This is a genomic window from Saccharothrix australiensis (genome assembly GCF_003634935.1).
GTDB classification, from domain to species: domain Bacteria; phylum Actinomycetota; class Actinomycetes; order Mycobacteriales; family Pseudonocardiaceae; genus Actinosynnema; species Actinosynnema australiense.
Genome location: NZ_RBXO01000001.1, coordinates 4,160,637 through 4,180,571, shown reverse-complemented (window position 1 = coordinate 4,180,571; position 19,935 = coordinate 4,160,637). Strand labels below are relative to the sequence as shown.

The window sequence follows — 19,935 nt, the reverse complement described above, 5'->3', positions numbered from 1 at the left end:
CCCGGCCCTCCCGGATCGCCTTTTGATGGATAATCGCCATTATCCATCACGTGGTGAATTATCCATCGCGCGGTGGACTGGCCCGGACGGGGTCGCGGGGTGCTTCGGGCCGGGTCGCGTCGGCCGGACGGCGGTGTGGTCGGCCCGGTGCCGGCGGGCGGGCGCTGTCGGTGCCGTGCGGTATGAAGATCCAATGCGAGTTCTCGACGCCCAGGATTCGTTCTTCCTCGCCCGCCGGCCCCGCAAGGACTCCCCCCACACCACGGCCGCCTACCGCCGCGACCTGGCGGGCGTCACCGCGCTGCTGGCCGAGGTGTGCTCCACTCCCCCGGACGGCCTGCTGGTCGCCCAGCTCACGGCCGGGAACCTGCGGGCCGCGTTCGGGGTGTTCGCCGACTCGCACGCGAAGAGTTCGGTGTTGCGGGCCTGGTCGACGTGGAACCAGTTCCTGACGTTCTGCGTGGCCGAGGACCTGCTGCCGGGCAACCCGATGGGCGCGGTGGCGCGGCCGAAGACCCCTCCCCTGGTGCCCAAGCCGCTGCGGGGCGAGGACACGCCGGAGCGGTTGTTGGAGGCCGCGGCCGAGGGGGTGCGCAAGGGGCGTGACCCGTGGCCGGAGCGGGACGTGCTGGTGATCGCGCTGGGTCTGGTGGCGGGGTTGCGGTCGGCGGAGATGCGGACGTTGACGTTGGCGTCGGTGGTGGGTCGGCCGGGTGAGCGGCGGCTGCACGTGGCGGGCAAGGGCAACCGGGACCGGTCGGTGCCGATCGAGCCGGCGATGGACCGGATCATCGAGCAGTACCTGGTGTCGTGCCGGGCGCGGTTCCCGCGTGGGCGGTTCGACCGGGGGTCTGCGTTGCTGCGGGACCGGCGGGGTGAGCCGATCGGGCGGGGCGGGTTGGAGTACCTGGTGCGGTCGTGCTTCCGGTGGGCCGGGTTGCACGACCGGGTGCCGTCGGGCGCGAACCTGCACGCGTTGCGGCACACGTTCGCGACGCGGTTGGCGGAGGACGGCGCGTCGGCGTCGGAGATCATGGCGTTGTTGGGGCACGCGTCGTTGGCGACGTCGCAGAACTACATCGAGGCGACTGCGCGGGAGCGGCGGGCGGCGGTGGCGGGGAACCGGACGTACGCGTCGTTGAACCGGCTGCCGGGCCGGGAGGGGTGACGTCGTCGTTCCGCCGCTCGGCTTTTCCGGTTGTCCGGCTGGATAGGTTCGGCTGGTGACGACGACTGGGCTTTCGATTCTGCGGTTGGCCGATCTGGCGACGCCGATGGCGGTGCGGGTGGCGGCGACGTTGGGTTTGGTGGACTTGGCGGGCGGGGCGGGTGCGACGGTGGAGCGCCTGGCCGAGGAGACCGGGGCGTCGGTGTCGGCGTTGGGGTGCTTGCTGGATCACCTGGTGTCGGTGGGTGTGTTCGCGGTGGACGTGGGGTCGGGGCGTTATCGGCCGACGGGGTTGGGCGCGCAGATGGGTGTGGACGCGCCGGAGGGGGTGCGGCCGTTGTTGGACATCGGCAGTGCCGGTGGTCGGGCGGAGTTGGCGTTCGTGGAGTTGTTGGGGACGGTGCTGACGGGGGCGCCTGCCTACGAGCGTCGGTACGGGCGTGGTTTCTGGGCGGACCTGGACGCCGACGCGGGGTTGCGGCGGTCGTTCGACGCGCAGATGGCGTGGCGGTTCGGGGTGCAGGCGGGGCAGATCGCGGAGCGGTTCGACTGGGGTCGGTTCGCGGAGGTCGTGGACGTGGGTGGTGGTGACGGGTTGGTGCTGGCGGAGGTGTTGCGGGCGCACCCGGGTGTGCGGGGGCGGGTGGTGGACCTGGCTCCGGCGGCGGAGGCGGCGGCGGCGCGGTTCGCGGCGGCGGGGTTGGGTGGTCGGGCGGTGGCCGTGGCGGGGAGCTTCTTCGAGCCGTTGCCGGCGGGTGCGGACGCGTATGTGTTGTCGGACGTGCTGCACGACTGGGATGACGAGCGGGCGCGGGAGATCCTGGCGGGGTGTCGGCGGGCGGTGGCGCCGGGTGGTGCGGTGGTGGTGATCGAGCCGGTGCGGGGTGTGGGTGCGGACACGGCGATCGACCTGTTCATGTTGATGTGCTTCGGGGGTCGGGAGCGGTCGGTGGAGGAGCTGGTGGGGTTGGCGGCGGGGTGCGGGTTGGTGTTGCGGGGGTCGGGTCCGGTGGCCGAGGGGCGGACGGTGTTGGAGTTCGGGGTCGCGGGGGGCTGATCGGGCGCGCCCCTGTGGTGGTGTGCGGGCGGTCCGGTCGGGGTTGGGCTGTCCGGGTGACTTGGGTGAGTCGGGGTTCGCTCGGGTGTACGCAGGGACTCATGAGGGCGGTGTGGCGTGGGTCGTTGTCGTTCGGGTTGGTGACGTTCCCGGTGCGGTTGTTCGCGGCGACGCGGGAGCACGGGTTCCGGTTCCACCAGGTGCATCGGGGTGATGGTGGGCGCATCCGGCATCGGCGGGTGTGCGAGGTGTGCGGTGAGGAGGTGGCGCTGGTCGACGTGGTGAAGGGCTACGAGGTGGCGGACGGTCGGCTGGTGCTGTTCGAGGACGAGGACTTCGACGGGTTGCCGGTGCCGTCGGGTCGGACGATCGAGGTGGTGCAGTTCGCGCGGGCGGACGAGGTGGATCCGGTGTTGTTGGACCGGTCGTTCTACCTGGAGCCGGAGCGGGCGGCGGTGGTGTCGTACGGGTTGTTGCGGGAGGCGTTGGAGCGGGTGCCCCGGGTGGCGGTGGTGCGGGTGGCGATCCGTCGGCGGGAGGTGTTGGCGGTGGTGCGCCCGCGTGGTCGGGTGTTGGTGTTGCAGACGTTGTTGTGGCCGGACGAGGTGCGGGAGCCGGGGTTCGGGTTCCTGGAGGAGTCCGGGGTGGCGCCGGGTGCGTCGGAGGTGCGGGTGGCGGCGTCGTTGGTGGATTCGATGACGGCGCCGTTCGATCCGGGGGTGTTCTCGGACAAGTACCGGGACGCGGTGGCGGGGTTGATCGAGGCGAAGGCTGCGGGTGCGGAGATCCCGGTGTCGCGTGCGCCGGAGGAGACCGGTGGCGGGGTGGACCTGATGTCGGCGTTGCGGCGGAGCTTGGAGCGGGTGCGTTCGGGTCGGTCGCCGTCGGGTGGGGACGGGGTGGTCCCGGAGGGGCGGGAGGAGTAGCGGGTGGGTGCGTTCGGCGTGCCTGGGGTTAGCCCGTTCGGGTGAGCTGCTGGTGCGGTTTCCGCGGGTGACGGGTACTCACGTGGAATGAGGTCCGTGTGGCGCGGGGCGATCTCCTTCGGCCTGGTGACGATCGGTGTGCGGTTGTACACGGCGACGGAGGAGCACGACTTCCGGTTCCACCAGGTGCACCGGGTGGACGGTGGGCGTGTGCGGTACAAGCGCGTGTGCCAGGTGTGCGGTGAGGAGGTGTCGTTCGCGGACATCGCCAAGGGCTACGAGTTGGACGACGGCCGGATGGTGGTGGTGGACGCCGAGGACCTGGAGAAGCTGCCGGTGAACACCGATCACGCGATCGACGTGCTGGAGTTCGTGCCGGCGGAGGAGGTCGATCCGATCCTGTTCCAGAAGTCGTACTACCTGGAGCCGGACAAGGCGGCGACGCGGCCGTACGTGTTGTTGCGGGAGGCGTTGGAGCGGTCGGGTCAGTTGGCGGTGGTGAAGATCACGATCCGGCAGCGGGAGACGTTGGCGACGTTGCGGGCGCGTGAGGACGTGCTGGTGCTGCACACGATGTTGTGGCCGGACGAGGTGCGCAGGCCGGAGTTCGACTTCCTGGACGCGGACGTGGAGGTGCGTCCGCAGGAGTTGAAGATGGCGTCGTCGTTGGTGGACAGCATGGCGGGGTCGTTCGACCCGGAGGAGTTCTCCGACGAGTACACCGAGGCGATGGGTCGGTTGATCGAGGCGAAGGCGGAGGGCGCGGAGCTGCCGGAGCGGCCGGAGGTGGAGGAGCCCGGTGAGGTGATCGACCTGATGACGGCGTTGGAGCGCAGTGTGGAGCAGGCGCGGTCGTCGCGGGGTGGGTCGTCGGCGCGCTCGGGTGGCGGCGGGGCGTCGGGTGGTGGGTCGCGGCGGGGTGCGGCGAAGGGCGGGAAGGCGGCGGGTGGCGCGTCGGGCGGCGTGTCGGGCAAGGCCGCCGGTGGGAAGGCCGCCGCGGGCAAGGCTGCCGGTGGGAAGGACGCGGAGAAGGCGCCGGCGAAGAAGAAGGCCAAGCCCGCCTGAGTCGGCGGGGTGCGCGGGATGGGCGGGGACCTGTCGGAGTACCGGCGCAGGCGGGTCGTGGGGCGGACGCCGGAGCCGGTGCCGCCCGCGGGCGCGCCGCTCCGCCGCGGTGGTGACGACACGTTCGTGATCCAGGAGCACCACGCGTCGCGGCTGCACTGGGACGTGCGGTTGGAGCGGGGTGGGGTGCTGGTGTCGTGGGCGGTGCCGAAGGGGTTGCCGGTGGAGCCGGGGACGGTGCGGTTGGCGGTGCGCACGGAGGACCACCCGCTGGAGTACGCGTCGTTCGAGGGGGTGATCCCGGCGGGCGAGTACGGGGCGGGTCGGATGTCGATCTGGGACCGGGGTCGCTACGAGACGGTGGCGTGGGGCGAGCGCGAGGTGGAGGTGGTGCTGCACGGGTCGCGGGTGGAGGGCGGGTTCGTGTTCTTCCGGCGTGCGGCGTCGGGTGGGGGTGGTGACGGTCGGGACTGGATGGTGCGGCGTCGGCACGACGCGGCGCGGCCGGGGTGGGTGCCGTTGCCGGTGTCGGTGGAGCCGATGGTGGCGACGGTGTCGGCGGTGTTGCCGGAGCCGGCGGCGGAGTTCGCGTTCGAGTTCCGGTGGGGTGGGGTGCGGGCGGTCGCGCGGGTGGAGGGCGGCCGGGTGCGGTTGGTGGCGTCGGGTGCGGATGTGACGGGGGTGTACCCGGAGCTGCGGGGGTTGGGTGCGGCGTTGGGGTCGACGCAGGTGTTGTTGGACGGGGTGGTCGTGGCGTTGGCGGGTGGGCGGCCGGACGCGGGGGTGTTGCGGCGGCGGTCGGGGGTGGGTGGCGCGCGGGCGCGGCGGTTGGCGGCGGTGTTTCCGGTGACGTACCTGGTGTTCGACGTGGTGCACGTGGACGGTGAGTCGTTGGTGGGTGTGCCGTACGCGCGGCGGCGTGAGGTGTTGGAGGGGTTGGGTGTGGCGGGGCCGTGCTGGGCGACGCCGCGGGCGTATCCGGGTGCGGGCGCGGCGGTGTTGGCGGCGAGTCGGGAGCAGGGGTTGGCGGGTGTGGTGGCCAAGCGGCTGGATTCGCCGTACCGGCCGGGTGTGCGGTCGTCGGAGTGGGTGGAGGTCGTGGCGGGGTGAGGTGAGGCGGTCGGGGTGTCGGGTGGTGTGGTCGTGGAGGTGGGCGGGTGGCGGGTGGGGACGCGGTGGTGCGGGTGGGTCGGCGGCGGGTGCGGTTGTCGAACCTGGGCAAGGTGTTGTACCCGGGGACGGGGTTCACCAAGGCGGAGGTGATCGACTACTACTCGCGGGTGGCGCCGGTGCTGTTGCCGCACCTGGCGGGTCGGCCGTTGACGGTGCGGCGGTTCCCGGACGGGGTGGAGGGGCAGTCGTTCTTCGGGAAGAACGTGCCGCCGCACGCGCCGGAGTGGGTGCGGACGGTGCGGGTGGGCACGCCGGGGTCGTCGCGCGGGGCGGAGTTCGCGGAGTTCGTGGTGGTGGACGAGCTGGCGACGCTGGTGTGGTTGGCGAACCTGGCGGCGTTGGAGCTGCACGTGCCGCAGTGGGTGGTGGGTGCGGGTGGGGTGCGGCGGTGCCCGGACCTGGTGGTGTTCGACCTGGACCCGGGTGAGCCGGCGACGGTGGTGGAGTGCTGCCGGGTGGCGGAGCGGTTGCGGGAGGTGCTGGTGGGCGACGGGTTGTCGCCGGTGGTGAAGACGAGCGGGTCGAAGGGGTTGCAGGTGTACGCGGCGGTGCGGGTGCCCTCGGCGGAGGTCCCGTCGGTGTACGCGAAGGGGTTGGCGCGGCGGTTGGCGCGGGAGACGCCGCAGGAGGTGGTGTGGTCGATGGCGAAGGCGCTGCGGAGGGGGAAGGTGTTGATCGACTGGTCGCAGAACAACCCGGCGAAGACGACGGTGGCGCCGTACTCGCTGCGGGCGCGGCCGGTGCCGTCGGTGTCCACGCCGGTGACGTGGGCGGAGGTGGCGGCGTGCCGGTCGCCGGGTGACCTGGTGTTCGTGGCGGAGGAGGTGTTGGCGCGGGTGGCGCGGTCGGGTGACCTGTTCGCGGTGGGCGGGGCGTCGCCGTTGCCGGTGTGACGGTCCGGTCCCCGGAGCGCCGGGTGGCGGGGGCTGTGGGTGCGGGCTGCTCCGGATGGGCCACGTGGGTGCCCGCGGTGCGGAACAATCCTGCCGCGTGAGGTTCGGTGTGCTCGGTCCGATGGTGGTGCGGCGCGCGGACGGGACGCTCGTCCCGGTGGGCGGTCCGCGGCTGCGCGCGTTGCTGGCGGTGCTGCTGGTGGACGCGGGCCGGGTGGTGGGTGTGGACCGGGTGGTGGACGCCCTGTACGGGCAGGCGCCGCCGGCGGGGGTGGCGAACGCGGTGCAGTCGCAGGTGTCGCGGCTGCGGTCGGTGCTGGACGTGCCGGTGGAGCGGTCGGCGGCGGGTTACCGGCTGGTGGTGGCGCGGTCGGAGGTGGACGCGCTGCGGTTCGAGGACCTGGTGGCGGAGGGCCGGCCGGGTGAGGCGCTGGCGCTGTGGCGCGGTCCGGCGTTGCGGGACGTGGGCGACGCGCCGTTCGCGGCGGTGGCGGCTGCGCGGTGGGAGGAGCTGCGGCTGCGGGCGGCGGAGGAGCACGACGCGGCGCCGGTGGGGTTGTTGCGGGAGCTGGTGGCCGGGCACCCGTTGCGGGAGCGGTTGGTGGCGCGGTTGGTGCGGGCGCTGCACCGGGAGGGGCGGCAGGCGGAGGCGTTGGCGTTGTTCGAGGCGACGCGGCGGGCGCTGGTGGCGGAGCTGGGCGCGGACCCCTCCCCCGTGCTGTCGGCGGAGCACCTGGAGGTGCTGCGGGGCGGGCGTGCGCCGGCGCGGCACGTGCTGCCGGCGCAGCTGACGAGTTTCGTGGGCCGCGCGGAGGAGGTGCGGCAGGTGGGCAAGGCGCTGCTGGAGTCGCGGCTGGTGACGCTGCTGGGTCCGGGTGGCGCGGGCAAGACGCGGTTGGCGGTGGAGGTGGCGTCGGGTGACGCCGGTGACGTGTTCTTCGTGGACCTGGCGCCGTTGGGCGCGGGCGCGGACGTGCCGCAGGCGGTGGTCACGGCGCTGGGGTTGCGGGAGGACGGGACGCGGGTGGTGTCGTCGCCGGTGGACCGGCTGGTGGCGGCGTTGGCGGACCGGTCGGTGCTGCTGGTGCTGGACAACTGCGAGCACGTGGTGGAGGACGCGGCGGTGCTGGCGGGCGCGTTGTTGACGGCGTGCCGGGGGTTGCGGGTGCTGGCGACGAGCCGGGAGGCGTTGGGCGTGACCGGTGAGACGGTGCGGCCGGTGCCGCCGCTGGCGGTGGACGACCCGGACTCCCCCGCGGTGCGGTTGTTCGCCGACCGGGCGGCGGCGGTGGACCCGTCGTTCGTGGTGGACGGGGTGACGGGTCCGGCGGTGGTGGAGATCTGCCGGGCGCTGGACGGGATGCCGCTGGCGATCGAGCTGGCGGCGGCGCGGGTGCGGTCGTTGCCGGTGGCGGAGGTGGCGGCGCGCCTGGGTGACCGGTTCCGGTTGTTGTCGCGGGGTTCGCGGGCGGCGGCGCCGCGGCACCGGACGCTGCACGCGGTGGTGGAGTGGAGCTGGGACCTGCTCGACGCCGACGAGCAGGTGCTGGCGCGGCGGTTGTCGGTGTTCGCGGGTGGTGCGACGTTGGCCGGCGCGGCGGCGGTGTGCGGTGTGGCGGGCACGGACGAGCTGTTGCCGTCGTTGGTGGACAAGTCGCTGGTGGAGGTGTCGGGGCGGCGGTACCGGATGTTGGACACGATCCGGGAGTTCTGCGCGCGGCGGTTGGCGGAGGCCGGTGAGCGGGAGCGGCTGCGGCGGGCGCACGCGCGGTGGCTGCTGGGGTTGGCGGTGGAGGCGGCGCCGCACCTGCTGCGGGCCGAGCAGGTGACGTGGCTGGCGCGGTTGGCGGCGGAGCACGAGGAGTTCAAGGCGGCGGTCCGGTGGGCGGCGGGCGCGGACCGCGGGTTGGCGTTGCGGCTGGTGGCGGAGCTGGGCTGGTACTTCTGGGTGCGGGGGCTGCGCACGGAGGGCGCGGCGTTGGCGGGCGAGGTGGTGCGGGCGGTGGGCCCGGTGGCGCCGGCGGGGTTGACCGAGGAGTACCTGCTGTGCGCGTTGGTGGCGACGTCGACGGGTGCGGGTGAGGAGCTGCCGGGTGCGCCGTCGCCGCGCCGGGAGGCGTTGGAGCTGCTCACGGGCACGCCGACGCGGCCGTTCCTGACGATGCTGTGGGGCATGTCCTACGGGGTGCCGGACGTGGCGGGTCCGTCGATGGAGGAGCTGCGCGGCGTGCTGGTGGGGCCGGACGCGTGGTCGCAGGCGCTGTCGTTGATGGGGTCGGGGATGCAGGACCTGTACGCGGGTCGGGTGGACCGGGCGCGGCGTGCCCACGTGGAGGCGCTGGCGCGGTTCCGGGCGTTGGGTGAGCGGTGGGGCATGTCGACGGCGTTGGCGCAGTTGGCGGAGCTGGCGCGGGCGGGCGGCGACCTGGCGGGCGCGGTGGGGTTCCTGGACGAGGCGGTGGCGCTGGCGGAGGAGTTCGGGGCGACCGAGCACGCGGCGGGGCTGCTGGCGCGGCGGGCGGAGGCGTTCCGCCTGCTGGGCCGGTTCGCCGAGGCGTGGGCGGACCTGGAGCGGGCGGCGGAGGCGGCGCGGTCGCAGGGCGCGGTGGAGGCGTTGGCGGAGGTGTGGCTGGGCATGGCGGAGGCGTGCCGGCTGCGGGGTGGGTTGGCGGCGGCGCGGCGCTGGTGCGAGGAGGCGCTGCGGGTGTGCCCGTCGGGGTGGTTCGGCCCGGAGGAGGTGCGGGCGCTGGTGCGCGTGTCGCTGGCGCGGGTGGCGTTGGCCGCCGGTGACGTGGCCGGGGCGCGGGCGCACTGCGACGCGGCGCTGGACTCGTCGGTGGAGTGGGGCAACCCGATGGTGCTGACGCGGGTGGCCGACGCGCGGTCGGCGGTGGCGCTGGCCGAGGGTGACGCGGCGCGGGCGGCGTTGCTGCTGGGCGCGGCGGCCGGGTTGCGGGGCACGGCGGCGGAGGGCGACCCGGACGTGCTGGCCGTGCGGCGCGGGGCGCGGGAGGTGCTGGGCGCGGCGGTGTTCGAGGCGGAAGCGGCGCGCGGCGCGGCGCTGGGCCGGGAGGGGACGCTGTCAGCGTTGCGTGCGTGAGCGGTGCGCGGCGCGGCGCGGCCTGGCGCGCATGAGGACGGATACCCGCAACTGCTGGACCACTTCTGGTGGGGTTCGGTGTTCCTGGTGAACGTGCCGGTGCTGGCGGTGGTCGTGGGGTTGGGCGCGGTGGTGCTGCCGGAGTCGCGCAACCCGCGGCCGGGCCGGGTGGACCCGCTGTCGGTGGTGCTGTCGGTCGTGGGCGTGGTGGGCGTGGTGTACGCGGTCAAGGAGGGCGCGCACGGCGGTGTGGGCCGGCCGGGTGTGGTGGCGGCGCTCGTGGTGGGCGTGGTGGCGCTGGTGGTGTTCGCGCGGCGGCCTGCCGGGCGGGGTATGCGGCGCGGTCGGCGGTGTGGCGGCGGCGCTGGTGCGGCGGTGGGGTTCGGGTTGTTCGCGGCGGCGCTGGCGGTGGACGCGTCGTTCTGGTCGATCCTGCCCGCGATGCTGGTCTACGGCACCGGGGTGGGGTTCGCGTTCGCCGTCACCAACGACACCGTGCTGGCGTCGGTGCCTCGGGAGCGGGCGGGCGCGGCGGCGTTGCCGGCCGAGGTGGCGGGCCCGCTGGTCGCGGCGGCGCGGCAGGCGTACGTGGACGGCGCGGCGACCGGTTTGTGGGTGTGCGCGGGTCTGCTGGTGGTGTTGGCGGCGGTCGCGGGCCGTGCGCTGCGGGCGGTGCCGAAGGTGATCGGGGAGCCCGACCCGGCGCTCCCGTGACCCCGGCCGGGTGACCGTCCCGTGTGGAGTGTCCGGAGTGGAGTGTCCGGTGCGAAGGGTCGGGCGCGGAGGCGGTCGTTCATTCCGTCGGGGTATGGACCGCTGCGCCGTTCGGATCAATGCTGGACGGTGTTCTCGCAGGCACCGGATCGGGAAGGCGGGTAGTCGCATGGGTGTGAGACGGATGGTCCTCGTCGCGGTCGCGGCCGGCGCGGTGATGTCGGTGGCGCCGGCGGCCCACGCCGCCGGTGGGCGTGCGCCGGAACCCGGCCTGCCGGTCACCACCGGCCACGGCGCGGAACGGCAGTCCATCGATCTCGCGGACATCATCACGGGCGTGGTCGGCAGCCTGCTCGGCGGCGGCGGCGGCTCGCAGTCCGACGCCGACGAGCAGGACGAGAGCACCTGACCGGGGCACGTCCACTCGGGCAGTGCCGCGCGCCCGCGCCACTCGGGCGCGCGGCACTCGGGCGCCGGCGTCGAACCGTGCGGAGGTCGGCGCGGCGGGACGCGGTGTGCCGCCCTCCGGCCCGGAGCGCAACGAGTTCCGCGTCGCCGCGGCCACGGTGCGACCCGCGCGCCCACCGTCCCGACCGGCCTACCGGGACTCGGGGCCCGACAAGCGGGGACAGGCGCTCAGGGACGCGCGCCGTCCTCCGCGCCGGCCAGCGGCGCCGACAACGCCCCACCCGGCCCCGTCGGGTCGTCCGGGGCCACGTCGTCCGGGGCAGCGCCGTCCGACAGGATGCGCGCCAGCGGCACCGGCCGCCCCAGGTGGAACCCCTGCCCCACCCGCACGCCCAGCCCGGTCAGGGTCTCCACCTGCGCGGGCCGCTCCACCCACTCCGCCACCGCCGACAGGCCCAGGCCGCGCGCGATCGCCACGATCCCCGACACCAGCACCGCGTCGGTCGACCGCTCGTCGATACTCCGCACGAACTCGCCGTCGATCTTGATCCCGGTGATCGGCAGGTGCTTGAGGTGCACGAACGACCCGAACCCGGAACCGAAGTCGTCCAGGGTGATGCGGCAGCCGAACGCCCGCAGCTGCACCGCCAGCGACCGCGCCGCGTCCAGGTTCGTCACCGCCGCCGTCTCGGTGATCTCCAACCCCAGCCGGCCGGGCGCGACACCGGCGGTCGCCAGCCGGTCCAGCACGAAACCGCCGAAGTCCTCGTCCTCCAGGGTCCGGCCGGACACGTTGACGTTGAACCGCAGGTCCCGGTCGGTGTGCCGGACCAGGGCGTCGATCGCGGTGGACAGCACCCACCGGTCGATGTCGAGCACCAGGTCCGACCGCTCCGCCTCCGGCAGGAACTCCGCCGGGCCCAGGTACGGCTCCTGCCCGTCCTCCAGCCGCAGCAGCAGCTCGTGCCCCAGCGTCCGCCCCGACGACAGCTGCACCATCGGCATCGCGTGCAGCGCCAGGCCGCCGCCGTCCAGCGCCGCCCGCAACCGGTCCATCACCGACACCCGCTTCGCCGTGTCGGCGTAGTGCCCCGGCTCGTACACCGTCACCCGGTTGCGGCCCGCCGCCTTCGACGCGTACAGCGCGAGGTCGGCGTTGGCCAGCACCAGCTCCCACGTGTCGCCCGCGCCGAACTCCGCCACCCCCGTGCTGACCGTGACGTGCGCCGACGCCGCGACCAGCGGCAGCGACGCCACCGCGTCCCGCAGCCCGTCCGCGACCCGCGCGGCCTCCGCCGACGAGCAGCCCGGCAGCACCACCGCGAACTCGTCACCGCCCAGCCGGCCGATCAGCTGCGACGGCGCCAACCGCGACCGCAGCGCGCCCGCCAGCGTCTTCATCAACCGGTCGCCCACGGCGTGCCCGCGCAGGTCGTTGACGTCCTTGAAGTTGTCCAGGTCCAGCAGCAGCAACGCGCCCGACACGCCCGAACCCAGCCGCCGCTCCAGCTCCCGGCACACCGCGCGCCGGTTCGCCAGGCCCGTCAACGGGTCCTGCTCGGCCAGCGCCAGCAGCTCGTCGTGCACCCGCCGGGCGCGGGTGATGTCGTGCGCGGTGCCCACCGCCCTCAGCGGCGTGCCGTCCTCGGCGCTGACGATCTCCCCGAAGCACTCGAACCAGCGCTCGGTGCACCGGTCGGCCAGCATCATGCGGTGGGTGTAGGAGAACCCCGCGCCCGAGCGCATCGCCTCCTCCAGGGTCGCCTGGATCATCGGCAGGTCCTCGGGGTGCACCAGCTCGGCGTAGGCGTCGAAGTCCAGCCGCGTGCCCGGCGGGAACCCGAACATCTCCAGCAGCGTGTCCGACCACACCAGCCGGTCCTCGGGGATGTGCCACTCCCACGTGCCCATCCGGCCCAGCACCTGCGCGCGGCGCAACGCGTCCGCCTCGTGCGTGGCCTCCAGCTCCCGGTCCCGCCACGCCGTCACGTCGACCACCCGGTACAGCAGCTCCTCGCCCGAGCCCAGCGGCTGGCACGTCACCTCCAGCCAGCGGTGCCCCGTGCGGTAGGAGCTGGGGGTGAGCAGCGCCAGCCCCGACCGGGGTCGGTCCGGCACGCCCGGCAGCAACGCGGGCAGCGACCGGCCCGCGACCCGGTCCGCCGCGACGCCCAGGATGTCGGCCAACGCCGGGTTCACCCAGCGCAACCGGCCGTGCCCGTCCGTCACGCCGAAACCGACATCGGCCCGGTCGAGCACCGCCCGGTGCAACGCGCCGTTGCCGTTCACGCGCCCTCCTCGCCACCCCGCGCGCAATGATGGTGGAGTCCGCGCGCGAGGGGCAAGCCGACGCCCACCGCCACGCGGGTGACGCCACCACGACGGACCCGGAGCACGCGGGCCCGGGTCACGACATCGAGGACGGCCCCGTCGCGACCCACGCCACCCGGTTCCACGCGAACCGACCGGACGCGGCCCACCGGGTCGGGAAGCGACGGCACGCCGACCGGTCGCACGCGGGCCGACGGCACGGAGGCCGGGAACACGCGGGCCGGGAACACCGGGGCTGGGAACACCGGGGCCGACCCCGCGCGCGGCGCTACCGGACGGCGGCGCGCACGCGCGGCGGACCGGCGGGAACGGGTGGTCAGCGCAGCCGCTCCAGGTCCCGCGCGGTCTCCACCAGCTCCTGCGCCAGCCGCGCCAGCTCCCCGGCGTCCGCGCCGTCCGCCGCCGCCGTCGCCACGTCCTCCGCCGCGCACCGCACCCGGAACAACCGGTCCTGGAGATCGGCCAGCTCGCCGGCGGACAGCACCACCGCGTCCTCGGGCAGCCCACCGCGCTGCACCGCCGCCCGCCGCTCGTAGGCCCGCTGCCGGCACGGCTGCGCGCAGTACCGGCGGGGCCGCCCGATCCGGCCGCTGTCGGGCAGCCGACGACCGCACCAGGCGCAATGCCTGGCCTCCTCCCGGCGCGACCCGACGGCCTCGCTCACCAGCTCCATGCCGCGCGACGGTATCCCGCTACCCACCGGTCATCCCGACGCCACGCCGTCGGGGCAGACTCCAGGGCGTGACCGCGAACCACCCCTACCTGTCCGGCCCGCACCCCAGGGCGTTCGCCCACCGCGGGTGGCACCTCGACGACCTCGCCGGCATGGAGAACTCCCTGGCCGCGTTCCGGCGCGCCGCCCTGGAGGGCTTCCGCTACCTGGAGACCGACGTGCACGCCACCTCCGACGGCGTGGTGGTGGTGCACCACGACGACGTGCTCGACCGCACCACCGACGGCACCGGCCCCGTCGCCGCCCAGCCGTGGTCGGCCGTCCGCCGCGCCAACGTCGGCGGCCGCGAACCCGTCGCCCGGCTGGCCGACCTGCTGGAGGAGCTGCCCGACGCGCTGGTCAACGTCGACGTCAAGGCCGACGGCGCGGTCGAGCCGGTGATCGACCTGCTGCGCCGCACCCGCTCCCTGCACCGGGTGTGCCTGGCGTCGTTCTCCGAGCGCCGCCTGGCCCGGCTGCGCCGCCTGGGCGGACCGGAGCTGATGACCTCGATGGGCCCCCGGTCGGCGGGCGCGCTGTGGGCGTCCGGCCGGGTGCCGCTGCCCCTGCCGGTCGCGGGCCGGATCGCCCAGGTGCCCGTCACCCAGGGCAGGCTGGTCGTGGTCGACGGCCGGTTCGTCCGCGCCGCCCACCGCCGTGGCCTGGAGGTGCACGTCTGGACCATCGACGACGAACAACGGATGACATCCCTGCTCGACCTCGGCGTCGACGGCCTGGTCACCGACCGGCCCGACGTGCTGCGCGACGTGCTGCGCAGCAGGCAGGCATGGGTGAGCGGCTGATCGACAACAGGTTGGCGGTGATCACCACGCGGGTGCCGGCGGGGAAGTACAGTCCGCCCCCATGAGCGTGGCCGACAGCGCAGCACCCGCCCTCGACCGCAAGCGGGAACAACGCGGATGGACCTGGTACGACTGGGCGAACCAGGTGTTCCCCACCTCCGTGGTCACGGTGTTCCTCTCCGGCTACCTCACCTCGGTGGCCAAGGAGTCCGCCCGGCAGGACGTCGCCCGCAACGGACCCGACGCCTGCGCCGCCGGCTCGCTCCAGCAGTGCGACATCTCGCTGTTCGGCGCGCACTTCCCCGCCGGGTCGCTGTGGGGCTACCTGCTGTCCATCGCCACCGTCGTGCAGGTCGTGGTGCTGCCCGTGATGGGTGCGATCGCCGACCGCACCCGCAACAAGCGGCGGATGCTCGGCGGCCTGGCGTTCACCGGCGCCGCCGCCACCGCCGCCCTCGCCCTGGTCGGCGGCTCCGACTGGCAGCTCGGCGTCGCCCTGTTCATCCTCGGCAACATCTGCTACGGCGCGTCGGTCGTCGTCTACTACGCGTTCCTGCCCGAGATCGCCACCCCCGACGAGCGCGACGCGGTGTCCTCCCGAGGCTGGGCGTTCGGCTACCTCGGCGGCGGCCTCGCCCTGGCCGTGCAGCTCGGGCTGTTCATCGGCCACGACGCGATCGGCCTCGGCGAGGGCGCCGCCGTGCGCGTCGGGTTCGTCCTGTCCGGCCTGTGGTGGGCCGGGTTCACCCTCATCCCCCTCGCCCGCCTCAAGCGCGACGAGCGGCAGGCGCGCGACGCCGAGCGCGGCGCATCCGTGATCACCGCCGGGTTCCGCGAACTGCGCCGGACCATGCGCCAGGCCAGGCTGTTCCCGCTCACCCTGGCGTTCCTGGGCACCTACCTGATCTACACCGACGGCATCGCCACCGTCGCCAACGTCTCCGCCCAGTACGGCCGCGACGAGCTCAAGCTCGACGAGACCGTCCTGATCGCCACCATCCTCATCGTCCAGTTCGTCGCCTTCGGCGGCGCGGTCCTGCACGGCCGGGTCGCCCGGCACTGGGGCGCGAAGCGCACCATCATGGTCAGCCTGATCGTGTGGATCTTCGTCATCGGCGCGGCGTTCTTCGTCCAGGCCGGGCAGCAGTTCCAGTTCTACGGCCTCGCGGTCGGCATCGGCATCGTGCTCGGCGGCACCAACGCCCTGTCCCGCTCGCTGTTCTCCCAGATGATCCCGCCCGGCCGGGAGGCGCAGTACTTCTCCCTCTACGAGGTGGGCGAGCGCTCCACGTCGTGGCTGGGCCCGCTGGTGTTCGCGGGCGTCGGCCAGGCCACCGGCTCGTTCCGGCTGGCGATCATCTCGCTGGTGGTGTTCTTCGTCGTCGGCTTCGTGCTGATGATCTTCGTGCCGATCCGCAAGGCCGTCGCCGCCGCGGGCAACCCGCTCCCCGCGAAGCTGTGACCCCGCCGCCGGGGCGCCCGACACCGCCGTCGCCGCCCCGGCCACCCACCACCCGCCCGCGGCTCACCCCGGCGGCGCGGCACCCGCCCGCCGGACACCCGCCCACAGCCGGGACACCACCGCCACGGCCGTGGTGACCACCCACACCGCACCGAACCCCACCAGCGACAACGGCACCACCCACGCCCACACCGCGCCCACCGCGGCACCGGTCGCCGCGGCCACCGACCACCACACCCGTGGTGGCGCCGGCGCGTCCCGGTGGAAACCCAGCAGCACCGCCGCCGCCGTCACCCACGTCGGCACGTGCGGCACCAGCAGCCACGGCTCCGCACCCCCGGCGACCGCGACACCCGCCGCCACCGCCGAGACCAGCGCCGCCGCGCACACCGCGGCCCGCGCCACCACCCGCCGACGCGCCAGCAGACCGGCGAACGCGCCCACCACCGGCAGGTCGAACCACACCGCCCACGTGCCGCCGAACCGCGCCGCCGACACGGCCGCCTGCGCCGCGAGCACCACGTGCCCCACCAGGCCGGCCAACGCCACGAACCGCGCCACGTCACCGGCCCGGCCGCCCGCCCGGAAGCGCACCCGCACCGCCAACGCCCACGTCGCCCACGCCTCGCCCCACCCCGGCCAGCCGTACTCGGCGTCCAACCCGCCCGACCGGCCCGCGAGGAAGATCCCCACCATCTCCTCCTCGCGCTCCGCCCGGTACCAGGCGGGCAGCACCCGCAACAGCGCCCGGTACCGGCGTTCCAGGTTCGACCCCGCAGCACCCGATCCCATCGCGCCCGATCCCGCAGCACCCGATCCCGCAGCACCCGATCCCGCAGCGTCCGACCTCACCGCGCCTCCCTCGCCCGCAGCACCGACGACGCCGCCCGCACGTTCGCCGACAGCCGCGCCACCTCCGCCGACAACGCCCGCACCCCCGCGTCGGTCAACCGGTAGTACCGGCGCAACCGACCCCGGTGCACCTCCTCGCGGTCCCGCTCCGCCAACCCCTCGGCCACCAGGCGGTCCAGCACGCCGTACAGCGTGCCCACCCGCAACACCACCCGGCCCTCCGACAGGGCCTCCACCGACCGCACGATCGCGTACCCGTGCAACGGCTCCTCGGCCAGCGCCGTCAGCACCAGGAACGCCTGCTCCGACATACCCCTCACACCGCAGGTTATATCGCGAAGCGGTATATCTCGTCCACCGTGCGCCCTCGGGCCGCGATCAGGACCGCGGCGCGGCGAGCCTGCCGAACCCCTCCGCCCCGTACCCGGCCTCGACCGCCCGCCCCACCTCCGCCCGCACGGCGGTGAGCACCCCGTTGTCCAGGCCGTGCGCCCGGACCGTGCCCAGGATCGTGTCCAGCACACCCGCCACCGACCCGATCGTGGCGTCCGCACCGGGGAAGCTGCCCGCCGCGACCTGCCCGGCGACCTGGTCCACCAGGTCCGGGAAGAACCCCAGCACCGCCTTCGCGTGCCCGGCGACCTCCACCGCGCCGATGCCCTCCGCGCCCGCGAGCGCGAACATGTGCACCACCCCGCTCATCGCCGTCCAGAACAGGTCCTGCAACGACGCGTCGAACGCCGCCGCCCGACCGGGGTCCTCGCCCAGGTAAGTGGCGTTCCCGCCGAGCGCGGCCAACGTCGACCGGTGCGCCTCGTAGACCCCGCCCGGCCCGCTGTAGAACAGCACCGCCCCCGGACCGCCCACGGCCTCGGGCGTCGCCACGACCACGCCGTCGAGGTGGTCGACGCCCCGCTCGCCCGCCCAGGCGGCCATCGCGCGCGCCTGCGCGGGCGAGCCGCCGGTGAAGTCCACCAGGGTGCGGCCCGCCGGCACCCCGACGTCGAGCACCGACCGCGCCGCCGCGTGGTCCCGCACGCACACCACGACCAGGGGACTCGCCGCGATCGCCGCGGCGGCCGTGCCCGCGACGGCCACGTCGAGGCCGGCTGCCTTGCCCGGTGTGCGGTTCCACACGGTCGTGGGGTGGCCGGCGGCGGCGAACGCGGCGGCCAGGGCACGGCCCATCGGGCCGAGTCCGAGAACGGTGACTGGGGTCATGCCGGCTAAGCTAAACCTTCACGTCCACGTGAAGGTCAACTCCGGGAGCGGTGGGGTGCGGATCGGGGAACTGGCGCGGCGCACCGGGGTCAGCGAACGCGCGCTGCGCTACTACGAGGAACAGGGGCTGCTCAGCCCGCGCCGCCTGCCGAGCGGCTACCGCGCGTACCGCGAGGGGGACGTGGCCGCCGTGCGGCGGATCAGGGTCCTGCTCGCGGCCGGCCTCAACACCGCCCGGATCCTCGAAGTGCTGCCGTGCATCGTCGACGACGACGGCCTGCTCACCCCCGGCTGCCCGGAGCTGACCGAAGGGCTGGCGCGGGAGCGCGACCGGATCGACGAGGCGATCGGCGAGCTGGCGGCCACCCGCGCCAACCTCGACCGGCTCATCGCGGGGGAACGGCGGGCGGACTGAGGGCTCCTCCCCTCCTGGCGTGGTTTTGAAGGTGCGCTGTGTCGGGATCCTGCTCAAGGGCACACTTTTGGGTGACACTGAAATGATTAAGGTAGTCGAAATGATCGACAGCCCGTCACCGACCGCCACGACACGGCACACCGGCGCGAACCCGCGACCACCGACCGTGAACCACTAATGTGGCCCGCCGTGGAGCCGACGAACCCCAGCACCGACCCGACCGACGCCCTGTCCGCCGTGCCCGCCGCCGGCGCGCGCCGAGGCGTCGCGCCCACCGGCAGGCTCCGCTTCTTCTTCGGCCCGATGGACTGCGGCAAGTCCACCCTCGCCCTCCAGATCGACCACAACCAGGCCCGCCAGGGCCGCCGCGGGCTCCTGCTCGTCCGCCACGACCGCTCCGGCACGCCCACCATCTCCAGCCGCATGGGCCTGGCCCGCCACGCCCTGGAGGTCCACGAGGACATGGACCTGCGCGCCCTGGTGCGCCGGCGCTGGGCCGACGGCGCCCGCGTCGACTACCTCATCGTCGACGAGGCCCAGTTCCTCTCCCCCGCCCAGGTCGACCAGCTCGCCGAACTCGCCGACGACGCCCAGCTCGACATCTACTGCTTCGGCCTGGCCACCGACTTCCGCAGCACCCTGTTCCCCGGCTCCCGCCGCCTGTTCGAGCTCGCCGACGACCTCGACGCCATCCAGGTCGAGGTCCTGTGCTGGTGCGGCCACCCCGGCCGGTTCAACGCCCGCGTCCACGACGGCGACGTCGTCCGCGCCGGCGACACCGTCCTGGTCGCCGACACCGCCCACACCAGCGACGAGGTCCGCTACCAGGTCCTGTGCCGCCGCCACTACCGCACCGGCGACCTCGGCCCCGAGACCGTCCAGGGCCGCCAGCTCAGCCTCACCTGATTGACCGCGTCGGAGGTCGCCGCCACACCCGCGCGACCCGCCGCTCCCCCACCCCGCCACACTGGGGGCGTGACGGGGAAGACCAGCGCGGGCATCCTGCTGCACCGGCGTGGCGACGACGGCCTCGAAGTGCTCATCGGCCACATGGGCGGCCCGTTCTGGGCGCGCAAGGACGCGGGCGCGTGGTCCGTGCCCAAGGGCGAGCCCGACGGCGACGAGCCGCTGGAGGCCACCGCCCGCCGCGAGTTCACCGAGGAGCTCGGCCTGCCCGTCCCCGACGGCGACCTCGTCCCGCTCGGCCACGTGCGCCAGTCCGGCGGCAAGACCGTCCACGTGTGGGCGCTGGAGGGCGACCTGGACCCCGGACTGGTCGTGCCCGGCACGTTCGAGCTGGAATGGCCCAGGGGCTCGGGCGTCCTGCGCCGCTACCCCGAGGTCGACCGCGTCGCCTGGTTCCCCCTCGTCGAGGCCGCGGTGAAGCTGGTCGCCGCGCAGCGCGCCTTCCTGGACCGCCTCGTCGAACTGTGATCTTTAAGTCCACACTGAAATCATCAAAGGAATAAAATGGCGGTACCGACGTTTGGGTGCGCGCCGGACGGGTGATCCCTGGAGGTGGACACCACGCAACACGCTCGGATCACCACGCAGCGTGGCGATCCGAGCCGAGGGCGGCGATATGACTTGGAGTAATCGCAAGCATGACGCTCATCACTACTCCGGCGTTAAACC

The 19,935-nt window shown here is 74.2% G+C and carries 19 protein-coding genes; 14 read left to right on the top strand and 5 right to left on the bottom strand.

Features of this window, described 5'->3' with window-relative positions; translation table 11 throughout:
* Nucleotides 1-175: 175 nt before the first annotated feature.
* The 9 genes from C8E97_RS17985 (at nt 176) to C8E97_RS17945 (ending at nt 10,505) form a co-directional block, all read left to right on the top strand.
* The gene (locus C8E97_RS17985; protein ID WP_121006769.1) at nt 176-1,168 is read left to right on the top strand and encodes a tyrosine-type recombinase/integrase; all 993 of its coding nucleotides are present in this window, start codon (nt 176-178) and stop codon (nt 1,166-1,168) included.
* Nucleotides 1,169-1,253: 85 nt separating this feature from the next.
* A complete protein-coding gene (locus tag C8E97_RS17980) occupies nt 1,254-2,225 on the top strand; it encodes a methyltransferase (protein ID WP_425470543.1) in 972 nt (323 codons plus the stop codon).
* A 101-nt stretch (nt 2,226-2,326) separates the two neighbouring features.
* Complete coding sequence (ku, locus tag C8E97_RS17975) at nt 2,327-3,151, top strand: non-homologous end joining protein Ku (RefSeq protein WP_121006768.1); 825 nt, start codon at nt 2,327-2,329, stop codon at nt 3,149-3,151.
* Between the two features lie 87 nt (nt 3,152-3,238).
* Nucleotides 3,239-4,216 carry a non-homologous end joining protein Ku gene (ku, locus tag C8E97_RS17970; RefSeq protein WP_121006767.1) on the top strand — a complete coding sequence of 326 codons (978 nt, stop codon included), beginning with the start codon at nt 3,239-3,241 and terminating at the stop codon, nt 4,214-4,216.
* Between the two features lie 18 nt (nt 4,217-4,234).
* Nucleotides 4,235-5,326 carry a DNA polymerase ligase N-terminal domain-containing protein gene (locus tag C8E97_RS17965; RefSeq protein WP_121006766.1) on the top strand — a complete coding sequence of 364 codons (1,092 nt, stop codon included), beginning with the start codon at nt 4,235-4,237 and terminating at the stop codon, nt 5,324-5,326.
* Nucleotides 5,327-5,373: 47 nt separating this feature from the next.
* The gene (ligD, locus tag C8E97_RS17960; RefSeq protein WP_211347057.1) at nt 5,374-6,282 is read left to right on the top strand and encodes a non-homologous end-joining DNA ligase; all 909 of its coding nucleotides are present in this window, start codon (nt 5,374-5,376) and stop codon (nt 6,280-6,282) included.
* Between the two features lie 97 nt (nt 6,283-6,379).
* Nucleotides 6,380-9,382, top strand: coding sequence for an ATP-binding protein (locus C8E97_RS36530; RefSeq protein ID WP_121006765.1), 3,003 nt, complete (start codon nt 6,380-6,382; stop codon nt 9,380-9,382).
* Between the two features lie 78 nt (nt 9,383-9,460).
* Nucleotides 9,461-10,096, top strand: a complete 636-nt coding sequence (locus tag C8E97_RS17950; RefSeq protein WP_147455157.1) for an MFS transporter — start codon at nt 9,461-9,463, stop codon at nt 10,094-10,096.
* 169 nt (nt 10,097-10,265) lie between these two features.
* Nucleotides 10,266-10,505, top strand: a complete 240-nt coding sequence (locus C8E97_RS17945) for a hypothetical protein (RefSeq protein ID WP_147455156.1) — start codon at nt 10,266-10,268, stop codon at nt 10,503-10,505.
* Between the two features lie 227 nt (nt 10,506-10,732).
* Here C8E97_RS17945 and C8E97_RS17940 read toward each other — a convergent pair whose 3' ends face one another.
* Complete coding sequence (locus tag C8E97_RS17940) at nt 10,733-12,793, bottom strand: putative bifunctional diguanylate cyclase/phosphodiesterase (protein WP_281275436.1); 2,061 nt, start codon at nt 12,791-12,793, stop codon at nt 10,733-10,735.
* A gap of 358 nt (nt 12,794-13,151) precedes the next feature.
* Entirely contained in the window at nt 13,152-13,508 is a 357-nt protein-coding gene (locus tag C8E97_RS17930) for a hypothetical protein (protein WP_121006760.1), read from the bottom strand.
* Between the two features lie 68 nt (nt 13,509-13,576).
* Here C8E97_RS17930 and C8E97_RS17925 point away from each other — a divergent pair, with 68 nt between their 5' ends.
* Both C8E97_RS17925 and C8E97_RS17920 read left to right on the top strand, forming a co-directional pair.
* Nucleotides 13,577-14,350: a glycerophosphodiester phosphodiesterase family protein gene (locus tag C8E97_RS17925; RefSeq protein WP_121006759.1), complete on the top strand. Its 774-nt coding sequence runs from the start codon at nt 13,577-13,579 to the stop codon at nt 14,348-14,350.
* 61 nt (nt 14,351-14,411) lie between these two features.
* On the top strand, nt 14,412-15,812 hold the full coding sequence (locus C8E97_RS17920) for an MFS transporter (RefSeq protein ID WP_121006758.1): 1,401 nt from the start codon (nt 14,412-14,414) through the stop codon (nt 15,810-15,812).
* A 63-nt stretch (nt 15,813-15,875) separates the two neighbouring features.
* Here C8E97_RS17920 and C8E97_RS17915 read toward each other — a convergent pair whose 3' ends face one another.
* The 3 genes from C8E97_RS17915 to C8E97_RS17905 form a co-directional block, all read right to left on the bottom strand.
* Nucleotides 15,876-16,604, bottom strand: a complete 729-nt coding sequence (locus C8E97_RS17915) for a hypothetical protein (protein ID WP_147455155.1) — start codon at nt 16,602-16,604, stop codon at nt 15,876-15,878.
* A gap of 56 nt (nt 16,605-16,660) precedes the next feature.
* Complete coding sequence (locus C8E97_RS17910; protein WP_121006756.1) at nt 16,661-16,975, bottom strand: PadR family transcriptional regulator; 315 nt, start codon at nt 16,973-16,975, stop codon at nt 16,661-16,663.
* A gap of 67 nt (nt 16,976-17,042) precedes the next feature.
* On the bottom strand, nt 17,043-17,885 hold the full coding sequence (locus C8E97_RS17905; protein WP_121006755.1) for an imine reductase family protein: 843 nt from the start codon (nt 17,883-17,885) through the stop codon (nt 17,043-17,045).
* A gap of 28 nt (nt 17,886-17,913) precedes the next feature.
* On the opposite strand from C8E97_RS17905, the gene C8E97_RS17900 reads away from it, so the two are divergent.
* The 3 genes from C8E97_RS17900 (at nt 17,914) to C8E97_RS17890 (ending at nt 19,734) form a co-directional block, all read left to right on the top strand.
* Complete coding sequence (locus C8E97_RS17900; protein ID WP_425470542.1) at nt 17,914-18,300, top strand: MerR family transcriptional regulator; 387 nt, start codon at nt 17,914-17,916, stop codon at nt 18,298-18,300.
* A 189-nt stretch (nt 18,301-18,489) separates the two neighbouring features.
* Nucleotides 18,490-19,206, top strand: coding sequence for a thymidine kinase (locus C8E97_RS17895; RefSeq protein WP_246018968.1), 717 nt, complete (start codon nt 18,490-18,492; stop codon nt 19,204-19,206).
* 69 nt (nt 19,207-19,275) lie between these two features.
* Nucleotides 19,276-19,734: an NUDIX hydrolase gene (locus C8E97_RS17890; RefSeq protein WP_121006753.1), complete on the top strand. Its 459-nt coding sequence runs from the start codon at nt 19,276-19,278 to the stop codon at nt 19,732-19,734.
* The last annotated feature ends 201 nt before the right edge of the window (nt 19,735-19,935 follow it).